The organism is Amycolatopsis sp. cmx-4-83 (assembly GCF_046548815.1).
In the GTDB taxonomy this organism is placed as follows: domain Bacteria; phylum Actinomycetota; class Actinomycetes; order Mycobacteriales; family Pseudonocardiaceae; genus Amycolatopsis; species Amycolatopsis pretoriensis_A.
Genome location: NZ_JAEBEF010000006.1, coordinates 449,801 through 462,346, shown reverse-complemented (window position 1 = coordinate 462,346; position 12,546 = coordinate 449,801). Strand labels below are relative to the sequence as shown.

General features: G+C 74.5%; 11 protein-coding genes. 10 read left to right on the top strand and 1 reads right to left on the bottom strand.

Annotation, left to right across the window (positions count from 1 at the left end):
- The first annotated feature begins 66 nt into the window (after positions 1–66).
- From ACLJQM_RS20900 to ACLJQM_RS20890, 3 genes are read left to right on the top strand one after another with little or no spacing between them, the layout of a single operon-like run.
- A complete protein-coding gene (locus ACLJQM_RS20900) occupies positions 67–1,026 on the top strand; it encodes an acyl-CoA dehydrogenase family protein (RefSeq protein ID WP_410632451.1) in 960 nt (319 codons plus the stop codon).
- Entirely contained in the window at positions 1,023–2,306 is a 1,284-nt protein-coding gene (locus ACLJQM_RS20895; protein ID WP_410632450.1) for a bifunctional PIG-L family deacetylase/class I SAM-dependent methyltransferase, read from the top strand. The genes ACLJQM_RS20900 and ACLJQM_RS20895 overlap by 4 nt, the downstream gene beginning before the upstream one ends.
- Positions 2,303–3,034 (top strand): glycosyltransferase, encoded by a 732-nt coding sequence (locus tag ACLJQM_RS20890; protein WP_410632449.1) that lies wholly within the window; start codon positions 2,303–2,305, stop codon positions 3,032–3,034. Before ACLJQM_RS20895 ends, ACLJQM_RS20890 begins: the two co-directional genes overlap by 4 nt.
- Positions 3,035–3,341: 307 nt before the next feature.
- Here ACLJQM_RS20890 and ACLJQM_RS20885 read toward each other — a convergent pair whose 3' ends face one another.
- Positions 3,342–5,555 carry a tetratricopeptide repeat protein gene (locus ACLJQM_RS20885; RefSeq protein WP_410632448.1) on the bottom strand — a complete coding sequence of 738 codons (2,214 nt, stop codon included), beginning with the start codon at positions 5,553–5,555 and terminating at the stop codon, positions 3,342–3,344.
- A gap of 118 nt (positions 5,556–5,673) precedes the next feature.
- Here ACLJQM_RS20885 and ACLJQM_RS20880 point away from each other — a divergent pair, with 118 nt between their 5' ends.
- The 7 genes from ACLJQM_RS20880 (at position 5,674) to ACLJQM_RS20850 (ending at position 12,545) form a co-directional block, all read left to right on the top strand.
- Entirely contained in the window at positions 5,674–6,615 is a 942-nt protein-coding gene (locus ACLJQM_RS20880) for a helix-turn-helix domain-containing protein (RefSeq protein ID WP_247023529.1), read from the top strand.
- Between the two features lie 327 nt (positions 6,616–6,942).
- Positions 6,943–7,710, top strand: a complete 768-nt coding sequence (locus ACLJQM_RS20875) for a MoaF C-terminal domain-containing protein (protein ID WP_410632447.1) — start codon at positions 6,943–6,945, stop codon at positions 7,708–7,710.
- 11 nt (positions 7,711–7,721) lie between these two features.
- Positions 7,722–8,117 carry a nuclear transport factor 2 family protein gene (locus ACLJQM_RS20870; protein WP_410632445.1) on the top strand — a complete coding sequence of 132 codons (396 nt, stop codon included), beginning with the start codon at positions 7,722–7,724 and terminating at the stop codon, positions 8,115–8,117.
- Positions 8,114–9,286, top strand: coding sequence for an ABC transporter substrate-binding protein (locus ACLJQM_RS20865; RefSeq protein WP_410632444.1), 1,173 nt, complete (start codon positions 8,114–8,116; stop codon positions 9,284–9,286). The genes ACLJQM_RS20870 and ACLJQM_RS20865 overlap by 4 nt, the downstream gene beginning before the upstream one ends.
- Before the next feature lie 10 nt (positions 9,287–9,296).
- Positions 9,297–10,157 carry a branched-chain amino acid ABC transporter permease gene (locus ACLJQM_RS20860; RefSeq protein WP_360768937.1) on the top strand — a complete coding sequence of 287 codons (861 nt, stop codon included), beginning with the start codon at positions 9,297–9,299 and terminating at the stop codon, positions 10,155–10,157.
- A complete protein-coding gene (locus tag ACLJQM_RS20855; RefSeq protein ID WP_410632443.1) occupies positions 10,144–11,856 on the top strand; it encodes an ABC transporter permease subunit in 1,713 nt (570 codons plus the stop codon). Before ACLJQM_RS20860 ends, ACLJQM_RS20855 begins: the two co-directional genes overlap by 14 nt.
- Positions 11,853–12,545 carry an ABC transporter ATP-binding protein gene (locus tag ACLJQM_RS20850; protein ID WP_360768942.1) on the top strand — a complete coding sequence of 231 codons (693 nt, stop codon included), beginning with the start codon at positions 11,853–11,855 and terminating at the stop codon, positions 12,543–12,545. Before ACLJQM_RS20855 ends, ACLJQM_RS20850 begins: the two co-directional genes overlap by 4 nt.
- Position 12,546: the final 1 nt, after the last annotated feature.

Below are 12,546 nucleotides of genomic sequence, written 5' to 3'. Positions count from 1 at the left end.
GGTCACCGGGTTCCCGATCGGGAAGGCGTTCACACGTCGGCGTAGGCCGCGCAAAAACGGGTACCCGTGGATCTTGTGAACGCACGCCTGCTGGCCGAGCAGCCGCCCAAGCCCCTGTCCTCGCCGCGCACCGCCGCCGTCGTCGGTGCCGAACTGCGCTCCCTGCACACCGCAGGCGAGCTGGACCTGCCGCTGCCCGGCGGCGACGGGACCGCGGCCCGCTGGGCGGCGCTGGCCGCGTTCGGCCGCCGCGACCTGACCCTGGCCCGGCTCGCCGAGGGGCACGCCGACGCCGTCGCGATCCTGGCCGAGGCGGGCCGCTCCCCCGTGCCCGGCGCGCTCTACGGCGTGTGGGCGGCGAAGTCCGGTGGGACCGGCGCGGTGCTCGAAGACGGCGTCCTCACCGGCACGGTCCGGTTCTGCTCGGGACTGTCCCTGCTCGACCGCGCGCTGGTCGCCGCGGGAGATCGGCTGGTGGAGGCGGATCTCGCCGACCCGGGCGTGCGGCGGCACCCGGACGCCTGGCAGGCGGTCGGGATGGACGCCTCCGACAGCGGCGACGTCGTCTTCGACGGCGTGCGCGCCGACGTCGTCGGCCCGCCCGGCTGGTACGTGGCGCGCCCCGGGTTCGCGCTCGGCGGCGCCGGCGTGGCGGCGGTCTGGCTCGGCGGCGCGGCGGGCGTCTTCGACGGCGTCCTCGCCTACCTGCGTGAGCGCGGCGGCGCCGACGAGCACCAGCTGGCGCACGTCGGCGCGATGCACACCGCGTTGTCCGCCACCGAGGCCGTGCTCGCCCGGGCCGCCGAAGGACCGGTGGCTCCGCTGCTCGCGGGCACCTGCCGGGCCGCGGCCGAACGGACCGCCGTCGAGGTGCTGGAACGGGCGCTGAAGGTCACCGGGCCGACGCCGGCGTGCCGGGACCGGCGCTTCGCCCAGCGGGTCGCCGATCTGCCGGTGTACGTGCGGCAGCACCACGCCGAGCGGGACCTCGCCGCGCTCGGCCGCGACGTCCTGGGCACGCCGTGACCGCGTACGTCCCCGAGGCCGACTGGGCCGCGCTGCCCGCGTCGCCGGACTGGCCGGCGCAGGCGTTCGAGCGCGCGCTGGTCGTCGCCGCCCACCCCGACGACGAGACGCTCGGCGCGAGCGGGCTCCTGCAGCGCCTGCACGCCGCGGGCACCGGGGTGACGCTCGTCGTCGCGACCGACGGCGAGGCCGCGTTCCCCGCGTCGAGCCCCGCGGAACGCCGTGAGCTGGGCCGGACGCGCCGCCGGGAACTGCGGGATTCCCTGCGGGCACAAGGGCTTTCCGACGTCGAGCCGGTGTGGCTCGGCCTGCCGGACGCCGATCTCGCGGCGCACGGCGGCGAACTGGCGGCGGCGTTGCGGGAGCGCGCCGGCGGTCACGACCTGTGCTTGTTCCCGTGGCCGGACGACCCGCACCCGGACCACCAGGCCGCCGCGCGGGCCGCGCTCGCCGCCGCGCCGCTCACGACGCAGTGCTGGTCGTACCCGATCTGGCTGTGGCACTGGCTGCGCCCGGACGATCCGGCCATCCCGTGGACGCGGGCCCGGTCGCTCCGGCTCACGGCGGCGGAGCGCGCCGGCAAGGCGGCCGCGATCGAGGCGTTCCCTTCGCAGCTCGGGCCGGGTCCGCGCGGCGAGGACCCGATCCTGCCGGCGGAGGTGCTGGCCCACTTCGCGCGCGACACCGAGGTGTTCTTCCGCGAGCCGCCGCGGGGTTCGGCGCCGGTCAGCCGGTTCGCGGAGCTGTACGCGGGTGCCGAGGACCCGTGGTCGGTCGGGACGAAGTGGTACGAGCGGCGCAAGCGGGCGGTGGCGCTGGCGTGCCTGCCCGACGAGCGCTACGGCACGGTCGTCGAGCCGGGCTGCGGCGTCGGCGCGCTCACCCGCGACCTCGCCGGCCGGGCCGATCGGGTGCTGGCCTTCGACCCCGTGCCCGCTGCCGTCGAGCGCGCCCGCAAGGCCGTCGCCGATCTGTCTCATGTGGACGTCCACATCGGATCGGTGCCCGAGGCCATCCCGGCCGGCCCGGCCGACCTGTTCGTCTACGGCGAACTGCTGTACTACCTGGACGATCGCGCGCTCGACGAGACCGTCGAGGCGTCGGTGGCCGCGCTGCGCCCCGGCGGGCACCTGCTCGCGGTGCACTGGCGGCCGTGGGCGCCCGAAGCGCCGCGCGACGGGCGGGACGCCCACGCCCGGCTGCTGGCGCACCCGGCGTTCGAGCCGCTGGTCGAGCACACCGACGACCAGTTCCTGCTGCACGTGCTGAGGCGCCGGTGATCGAGGCGGTCGGCGTCGTCGTCCCGGCGCGGGACGAGGCGGAGCACGTCGGCGCGTGCCTGAACGCGCTCGGCGAAGCCCTGCGGTGGCTGCCGGCCGGGGTCGCGTACGCGGTCTGCGTGGTCGCCGACCGCTGCCGGGACGCGACCGCCGCGACGGCCCAGGCGGCGTTCGGCGACCTGCCCGGCACGGTCCTGGAGTCCGAGGCGGCGCGGACGATCGGCGAAGTCCGCGATCTCGGGGTGGCCCGGGTGCGCGAGCTGCTGCGCACGCCGGCGGCCGGGACGCTGCTGCTGAGCACCGACGCCGACACCCGGGTGACGCCCGGCTGGGCGCGGGCGCACCTGGCCCGCGCGCGGCAGGGCTACCACGCGATCGCCGGGACGGCCGAGCTGTCGGCGCCGTTCACCACGTCGGCACGCGCGCTGCGGCAGTACGAGCACGTCCTCGACGACGCACGGACAGCGGCGGGCCACGGCTCGGTGTACGGCGCGAACCTGGCGGTCCGCGGGGACGCGTTCGACGTCGTCGGCGGCTTCGGCCCGCGGGCGACCGGGGAGGACCACGACTTGTGGCGCCGCCTCGGGCAAGCGGGCTTCCGCCGCTGCTTCGAGTCGGCGGCGCCGGTGGTGACGAGCGCTCGCCTGCACGGCCGGGCCCCGGACGGGCTGGCGACGCTGCTCCGCCGGCTGGCCCGGGACCACGACGGGTGCGGCCACCGTTCGTGAGCACCTCGACCCGCCCCCGCGCTCCCGCACCACAGCGGTTGTGGAGGTCGTTCGTAGCGGTTGTCGCTGTTGCGCCACCCGCCGCGCCGCGAAGATCGGCCGGTGACGACCGTCTGGAGGATGCTGCCGGCCGCACTGCTCGTGGCGACGGCCCTGACCGCGGTACCCGCCGCCGCGGCCACGGCGGAAACCCGGGTCCAGCTCGTCTCCGTCGTCCGCGACACCGTCGGGATCACCTGCGCCGGGAAAGCGGACCGAGTCGTCTGCGAGGCCGTCCACCAGCCGCGGACCTACCTGGCCGTCCTCGTCACAACGCTTCCAGCTCCGCCCGGACCGCAGCCACGTGCTCGGCTCCCCCGTACTCCCGCAGCATCGCCAGCGCTTCCGTGAACAGCTCACGCGCGCGAACCGGTGACCCCAGCCCCGCGTAGGCCCGACCGAGCTCGGCCAGCGTCATGGCCTCGTACGACCGCACGCCCGCGGCGCGCCACAGCTCGGCACTCCGCCGCAGCTCCTCGACGGCGTCGGCGTACCGCCCCTCTTCGCGGTGGACCGTGCCGATCCGCATCCACCCGTACGCCATCCCCCGCAGATCGTCGGTACCTTCGCCGACGGCGACCGCTTCGGTCGCGTACGCGAGCTCGCGGGAGCGGTCGCCCTGGCGGCCGTAGAGCACGCCGAGGTTCACCAGGTTCAGCGTCTCGACGTGGCGCAGCCCGAGCGACCGGTTGAGCGCCAGGCCCCGCTCGCCGAACTCGATGGCTTCGTCGACGTCGTCGCCGAGGCCGAACACGAAGCAGAGGTTGTTGAGGATCCCGGCGAGCTGGCGGGGGTCGCCGATCTCCTCCCAGTCCGCGAGGCTCCGCCGCAGGTGCGCGTGGGAGCGGCGGTAGTCGGCCGCCTCGCCGCCGTGGGCCAGTTCGGCCTCGGCGACCCCGAGGTCGTTGCGCAGCGTCGCCGCCGCCACCGGGTCGACGCCGTCGACCAGGGTCAGCGCCACCTCGTCGACCTGGATGGCGTCGCGCCACCGCGCCCGCGCCCGGTGGTATTCGAACAGGCCGAGCCCGACGGCCGCGATCGCTTCGGCGGGCACCCCCGGCGTCGCCGCCGCCTGCCGCACGAGCGTGACGAGGTGCGCCTGGTGCCGGTCGAGCCAGCCGAACACCTCCTCCGTCGTGGCCGGGCCGCCGGCCGCCCAGCGCCCGGCCGCCCAGTCGTGGCGGTGCGAGGCCGCCGAGACCAGCGCCATGCTCTGCCACGCGACGGAGGCGCACAGCTCGACGACGCGGGTGATCGCGGCGGCCCGCTCGGCCGCGGGGAGCCGCCCGGCGTGCTCGCGGGCGTAGAGCCGCAGCAGGTCGTGCAGCCGGTACCAGCCCGGGGCGGGCGTGGTCAGCAGGTGCTCGTCGGTCAGCCGTTCCAGCAGGTTCTCGGCCACGCGGTCCGGGGCGTCGAGCAGCCGTCCCGCGACGGGCACCGACAGCTCCGGCACGTCGAGCAGGGACAACAGCGGGTACGCGCGGGCCGCGGCGTCGTCCAGCGCCCCGAAGGCGAGCGCGAAACTGGTGCGGACGCCGGTTTCGTCGAGGCGGCGGCTCTCGTCGCCGAGCCGGTGCGCGAGGTGGGCGACCGGCCACGACGGCCGCGTCGCCAGCCGCGCGCCGGCCAGGTGCAGCGCCAGCGGGAGGTACCCGCACAGGCGCACGACGGCCCGGGCCGCGGCGGGCTCGGCGGCGACGCGGTCCGCGCCGATCTCCGCCGCCAGCAGGCGCAGCGCGTCCGGCTCGGGCAGCACGTCCAGCAGCACCTGGTGCGCCTGGGGCAGGTCCGGCAGCGCGGCCCGGCTCGTCACGATGGCCGCGGAACCGCCCGCGCCCGGCAGGAGCGGAGCCACGTGCGCGGCGTCCCGCGCGTTGTCCAGCAAGAGCAGGACGCGCTTCCCCGCGAGCGCCGAGCGGAACCGCGCCGACGCGGAGCCGAGCGTCAACGGCGTCGGCGGCTCGCCGCCGAGCTCGCGGATCAGGCGGTCGAGCAGGTCCAGGGGATCCGGCGGGTCGGCGGCGTGGCCGCGCAGGTCGAGGTGCAGCGAGCCGTCCGGGAACCGCCGGGCGAGCCGGTGCCCGGCCTCCAGGGCCAGCGCGGTCTTGCCGACCCCGGCCATGCCGGCGATGGCGACCACGACACCCGGACGAGGGTCGGCGAACAGGCCGAGCACGCGGTCGAGCTCCACTTCGCGGCCGGTGAACGCGGCGACCCCGCCCGGCAGTTCCCGCGGCACGGCGGTGGTCCCCGCCGGGGTCTTCGGGCGCGCACCCGCGGCGGCGAACTCCGTGCGGGCGTCGCCGGCCAGGTCGAGGGCGTCGGCGAGCCGGTCGAGGGTTTCGCGGTGCGGGAACCGGCGCTCCCCGCGTTCGAGCGCCCCGACGGCCTGGGCGCTGAGCCCGGCCGCCTCGGCGAGCGTCTCCTGCGTCAGCCCGGCCGCGCGCCGCAACCGGCGCAGCCGTGCCCCGAACGACTCCATCCGCCCCCTCCTCCCGAGGCGAAATCCTACGATGAGACGGCCGGGAGCATTGTCGCGGAAGATCGTATCGCTTATCGTATACGACGCTGTCCTCCTCCCGACGCTGCGAGGTGACCCCGTGCCCGCCCCCACGACCCTCATCGCCCGCGACTTCACCGAGTTCCGCACCGCCGTCTCGCAGTCGTTCGTCCCGCTGCACGTCACGGCGGGCGGTGACGGCTTCCGCGGCCGGATCCGCTCGTCGGGCGCCGACGAGGTGCAGGTCTCCGAGGTGACCGCCTCGCCCCACGTCGTCGAGCGCACTCCCGAGCTGATCGCCCGCGCCGAGCGGCGCTACTACAAGCTGAGCCTGATCCTGGCCGGCACCGGGCTGCTGGTGCAGGACGACCGCCAGGCCGTGCTGCGCCCCGGCGACGTCGCCCTCTACGACACGCACCGGCCGTACTCGCTGGTGTTCGAAGAGGACTTCCGGACGCTGGTGGTGATGTTCCCGCAGCGGCTGATCGACCTGCCCGCCGAGCTCGTCGGGCGGCTGACCGCGGTGCGGATGTCGGGCAAGGAGGGCGTCGGCAACGTCGTCGTGCCGTTCCTCGCCCAGCTCGGCGGCAACCTCGAGCAGCTGGCGGGCCCGGCGGGCGCGCGGCTCGCGCACAGCGCGGTCGACCTGCTCTCGACGCTGGTCGCGACCGAGCTCGACCTCGCGCACGCGGGCGCCGACCCGCACCACGAGCTGATGCGCCGCATCCGCGCGCACATCGACGCGAACCTGCACTCCGCCGACCTGACCCCGGCGCGGATCGCCGCCGAGCACTTCATCTCGACGCGGCACCTGCACGGGCTGTTCCAGGAGCAGGGCACCACGGTCTCCGGCTGGATCCGCACGCGCCGCCTCGAGCACTGCCGCCGCGACCTGCTCGACCCGGTCTACTCGGGCCGCCCGGTCGCGGCGATCGCCGCGCGCTGGGGGTTCGTCGACGCCGCCCACTTCAGCCGCGTGTTCAAGACCGCGTTCGGCCGGGCACCGAGCGAGCTGCGCCGGGAGTTGACGGTCAGCGCGTGACCGCTCGCCCGGACGAGGTGCCCGCCCGACGATCACGTCAGCTCCGCGCCCTCGCCGAGCGGCTGCCGACTCTCGGCGGCACCCTGCCCCGGTGGAGCGCTGCGCGGTGCTCGACCGGGTCGTGTCCGCGTCGCTCGCCGGCGCCGGGAGTTGCCATTCCCGAGCGGCTGCCGACGCTCGGCGGCATCCTGCCCGACGGCGCGCTCGGCGCGGTGCCCGGCCGGATCTCGCCGACGCCGGCGCCGGGAGTTGACCGTCAGCGTCCGGTAGTTGCCCCGCAGCGCGTGACCGCTCGCCCGGACCCGGCCCCCGCCCGACGATGAGGCCATGTCCGAAGCCCCCACCGACGGCTGGCGCACCTACGACGAGTTCGCCGCCGGGATCGCCACCTACCGCCTGCCGGACGCCGACCTCACCGGCCGGGACGTCACGGTCACCCTCGACGACGGCGAAGTCCTTTCGCTGAGCTTCAAAGACGCCGAGCACGTCGTGCTCAACGGCGTCGAGGACCCGTACGACGCCGTCGCCGTGCGCGACGACGTCTTCTTCGTGAACCTGCCGCTCACCAGCGTCGACGGCGAGGCGCTCACCGTCGTGTTCTCCACGACGTCGCACCGCGCGCTCGCCGTCCGCTCGGTGATCGGCGCCGAGGACGTCGAGGACGTTCCCCGCGTCTCGCAACGCTTCTGGTCCGGCGTCACCGACGGCGGAACCCCGTCCGGTGCCGTGCCCGGGCCGTCGCGGGACCTGATCGGCAAGCGGAACCTCTACCGCTACAGCCCCCACCACCTCTACGAGCACGTCTACGTCTCCTCGGAGCGCTACGCCTGGCAGTGCCTGGAAGGCGTCCAGCGCGGCCACGGCGACATGGACCTCTCGACCGTGTGGAAGTTCGCCGACGGGCTGTACCTGTTCTGCTTCCGCGAGTTCCGGATCGCCGTGGCGAGCGTGTGGCTGCACGACCTCGGCTACGCGCTGCGCACCACCGGCGTGTTCCTCGGGCTGACCGGCGAGGGCCGATCCGAGCACTCCCGCGCCGGCGGTCACGTCTACCCGCTCGGCTCGGTCAGCTACCCCGACGCCCAGCCCGCCTGAAGGAGCCTCAAGTGTCCAATGTGGACGTCATCCGCGCGCACTACGCCGCCAGCGACCGGGGGGACCTGCCCGGCATGCTCGCCCCGCTCGGCCCGAAGACGACGTGGACCGAAGCCGCCGGTTTCCCCTACGCCGGCACCTACACCGGCCCGGACGAGGTGGCCGAGCACGTCTTCACCGCGATCGGGCGGGACTGGGACGGCTACCGCTTCACCCTCGAAGACCTGCTGGACGCCGGGGACACGGTGATCGGCGTCGGCACCTACACCGGCACGCACCGCCGGACCGGCCGGTCCTTCACCGCCCGCGTCGCGCACCTGTGGCGCTTCGACGGCGGCGAGGTCGCCGCCTTCGAGCAGATCGTCGATTCCGCGCCCGTCGTGGCCGCAACCCGGGAGCAGCAATGAGAAAAGTCTTTCCCACCCTCGCGGTCGCCGTGCTGCTGGCCACCGCGGGCTGCGCCGGTTCCGACGCCGGTTCGAGCGGCCCGATCGTCGTCGGCTCGGTCAACGCGCTCAGCGGCGCGGCCACCTTCCCGGAGTCCTCGCAAGCGGCGAAGGCCGTGTTCGACGCGGCCAACGCCGCCAGCGGCGTCAACGGCCGCCGGATCGAGTACAAGGCGATCGACGACAAGGGCGACCCGTCGGCCGCCGCGGCCGCCGCCCGCGAGGTGGTCGGCGGCGACTCGGCCGTCGCGCTGGTCGGGTCGTCGAGCCTGATCGAGTGCGAGATCAACGAGAAGTACTACGAGCAGCAGAAGATCCTGTCGATACCGGGCATCGGCGTCGACCCGGCGTGCTTCTCCAGCCCGAACATCGCGCCGGTCAACGTCGGCCCGTTCCACGACATGACGCTCACCCTGCTCTACGGCTCCGAGGTGCTGAAGCTCGACGACGTCTGCGCGCTGCTCGAGATCGCGGGCAACACGCTCCCGGCGTATCAGGCCGCGATCGACGAGTGGACGAAGATCACCGGCAAGAAGCTGAAGTACGTCGATTCGACCGTCCCCTATGGAGGGTCGGACTACACGCCCTACATCGTCAAGGCGCGCGCGGCGGGCTGCAAGGCGATCACGGTCAACCCGGTGGAGCCGGACTCGATCGGCCAGCTCAAGGCCGCGCAGGCGCAGGGCTGGACCGACGTCACGTGGCTGCTGCTGACCAGCGTCTACAGCGAAAACTACGCCAAGGCGATCTCGAACGCCGGCGCCGGGGTCTACGTGCCGGCCGAGTTTTACCCGTTCACCGACGCGGCGGCGTCGGCGAACCAGGAGTGGCGGGACCTGATGGCGAAGAACAAGATCCCGCTGACGTCGTTCAGCCAGGGCGGCTACCTGGCGGCGAAGTACTTCCTCGCGGTGCTGCGCGGGATGAAGGGCGACATCACGCGCGAGACGGTGACCAAGGCGCTGCGCGAGATGAAGCCGATCAGCGACCCGATGGTCGGCACGCCGTACGTGTTCGGGCCCGCGCAGGCGCACCACGACAACACCGCGGGCTGGCCGATCAAGCTGGCCACCGGGACGAACAAGTGGGAGCTCTCGGCGCGGGACTGGCTGCGGATCCCCCGGTCCTAGGAGGACGTTCATGCTGCAGGGCGCACTGGCCGGCCTCGCCGCCGGCGGCCTCTACGCGGTGCTCGCGGTCTGCCTGACCCTGATGTCGCGGCTGGTGCGGGTGGTCAACTTCGCCCAGTCCGCGACCGGGATGTTCGGCTGCTACGTCGCCGTCTTCCTCGCCGTCCACCTGGGTTTCCCGGAGTGGCTGGCGACGCTGGCGGGCATCCTGCTCGGCGGCGCGCTGAGCGCGGTGCTCGGCTGGATCGTCTCGACGTGGCTCGCCGAAGCCGACACCGGAACGCGGTCGGCGGTGACGGTGGCCGTGCTCCTGCTGCTGATCTCGCTGGCGTTCATCCTGTTCGGCAACAAGCCGCAACCGTTCCACCCGCTGCTGGCCGGCCCGGCGTTCACGATGGGTGGCGTGGTGGTCAGCCAGGTCACCGTGGTGACGGTCGCGCTCGCGGTCCTGGTGGCGCTGGGCTGCCGGGCGGTGCTGGCCCGGACGTCGCTGGGCGTCCGGCTGCGGGCGCTGTCGGAACGCCCGACGACGGCGGAGCTGCTGGGCATCCCGGCCCGGCCGCTGTCGGTCGGCGTCTGGACGGCGACCGGGGTGATCGCCACCCTCGCGGTGTCGATCGTGGCGCCGTCGCAGTCGAACGACCCGACGTCACTGGCGATGCTGGTGGTCCCGGCCGCGGCGGCCGCGCTCCTCGGCGGCTTCCGCCGGCTGGACCTGGCCGTGGCGGGCGGCTTGGTCCTCGGCATGGCGCAGGGCGCGGTCGCGCAGGCCGACAAGCTGTCGGTGCTGCGGTACTTCCTCCCGTTCCTGGTCATCGTGGCACTGCTGCTGTGGACGCAGCGCAAGGAGGTGTGGGATGCGGCTCGCTGAAAACCCGCTCGCGCGGGCGGCCCTGCCCTTCCTGGTCGCCGCCGCGGCGATCGCCGCCGGGTACGCGCTCAGCGTCGGGCTCGCCGGGTACTTCGTCTACCTCGGCGTCAGCGCGGTCGTCGCGGCGATCGCCCTCCTCGGGCTCGGCGTGGTCACCGGGACCGCGGGCATGATCTCCCTCTGCCAGCTCACCTTCGCGGCGGTCGGCGCGTTCGTCGTCTCCGCGTGCAACGTCGCCGGCGTGCCCGGCGGGTTCGTCACCTGGCTGCTCCTCGGCGGCCTGGCCGCGGCGCTCGCCGGAGTCCTCGTCGGGCTGCCCGCGCTGCGGCTGCGGGGCATCACCCTCGCCGTCGTCACCCTCGGGCTGGCCGCGGCCGCCGACCTCACGCTCGTGCAGATCCAGTTCCCCGGCGCCACCGAAGGCACGTCGGTCGAGCGGCCGGACGCCTTCTCGGACGACCGGTCCTACTTCCTGTTCGCCGTGCTGGTGCTCGTCGCCTGCGGGCTGCTCGTGCACTTCCTGCGCCGCGGCCGCTGGGGCAGCAGCTGGCACCTGGTCGCCTTCTCCGAACGCGGGACCGCCGCCGTCGGCGCGGGTGTCCGCACCTCCAAGCTCACGGCGTTCGCGGTCAGCGCCGCGCTCGGCGGGATCAGCGGGGGCCTGCTCACCGGGCAGGTCGGCCTGGCCTTCCCGGCGAGCTTCACCGCCATCCAGTCGCTCGCGCTGTACGTGCTGGCGATCATGTCCGGCGCGCACCTGATCGACATGGCCGTGTTCGGCGCGCTGCTCTGGGTCGCCGTCCCCGAGCTGCTCAAGCGCTGGGGCGTGCCGCAGGACTGGGGGTTCGTGGTGTTCGGCGTGCTCGGCGTCCAGGCACTGACCGGCCGCGGCAATCTCGGCACGGCCGTGCGCAACCTCTGGTACCGCCGCGGCGCCCCCGCGGGTGTCGGGCTCGCCACCGAGGTCGCCGACGTCGAACCGCTGCCACCCGGCGACCCCGTCCTGGCGGTGCGCGGCCTGAGCGTCTCCTTCGGACACGTCGTCGCGCTGTCCGATGTGGACATCACAGTGCCCGAGCACGGGATCCTCGGCGTGATCGGGCCGAACGGCGCCGGGAAGTCCACTTTGGTCGACGCGATCAGCGGCTTCCTGCCCCGGGCGGACGGCACCGTCACCCTCGGCGGCCGCCCGCTCACCGGCTCGCCCACCCGCCGGGCCCGCGCCGGCCTGCGGCGGACGTTCCAGCAGGACCGCGTCCCGCCCGGCCTCACCGTCGGCGCGTACGTCCGGTTCGTCGCCCGGCGACGGCTCACCGGTGGCGAAGTCGCCGAGGCGCTGGAGTTCTTCGGCTGCCCGGCGCCGCGGACACCACTGTCGCGAGTGGACGCGGGCGCGCGGCGGCTCGTCGAGGTCGTCGGCCACCTGCTGGCGAAGCCCCGGGTGCTGCTGCTCGACGAACCCGCGGCCGGGCTGCCGCACGAGGAGCACGTCGCCTTCGGGCGGCGGCTGCGGCAGGTGCCCGCCCGGTTCGGGGTGTCGGTGCTGCTCATCGAGCACGACCTCGACCTGGTCCGGTCGGTCTGCGACACGCTCACGGTGCTCGACTTCGGTCAGGTGCTGGCGAGCGGCCCGCAGGCGGACGTGCTGGCCGACCCGGCCGTGCTGAAGGCGTACATGGGTGAAACGGAGCTGCTGTGAACGCGTTGCGAGTCCACGGGCTGACGGTGAAGCGCGGAGCCGGCCCGGTCATCCGCGACGTCGACCTCGTCCTCGAGCCCGGCCGGATCACCGCACTGGTCGGGCCCAACGGGGCCGGCAAGACGAGCTTGCTGGAAGGCGTGTCGGGCGTGGTGGCGCCCTCGGCGGGCAGCGTCCACGTCGGCGGGGTGAACGTCACCCGGCACTCGCGGGTGGCGCGGGCGCGGCTCGGGCTGGCGCACATCGAGCAGGGCCGGGCGGTGTTCCCCGGGCTGACGGTGCTGGAGAACCTCCGCCTGACCGCCCGCACCCCGGCGGGCGTCGACGAGGTCCTCGCGCTGTTCCCCGAGCTGGAGAAGCGCCGCGACTCCCCCGCGGCCCTGCTCTCCGGCGGCGAGCAGCAGATGGTGGTGCTGGCGCGGGCGTTCGCGGCCCGCCCGGCGTTCCTGCTCATCGACGAGATGTCGCTGGGCCTGGCGCCGGTGGTGTTCACGCGCCTGCTGCCGGTGGTCACGAAGTTCGCGGCCGAGGGGGCGGCGATCCTGCTGGTGGAGCAGTTCACGCACCTGGCCCTCGGCGTCGCGCAGGAGGCGGTGGTCGTCTCGTCGGGCCGCGTCACGTACTCCGGCGACGCCCGGACCCTCCTCGACTCCCCCGCCACCCTGCACTCCGCCTACCTCGGGTCCTGAC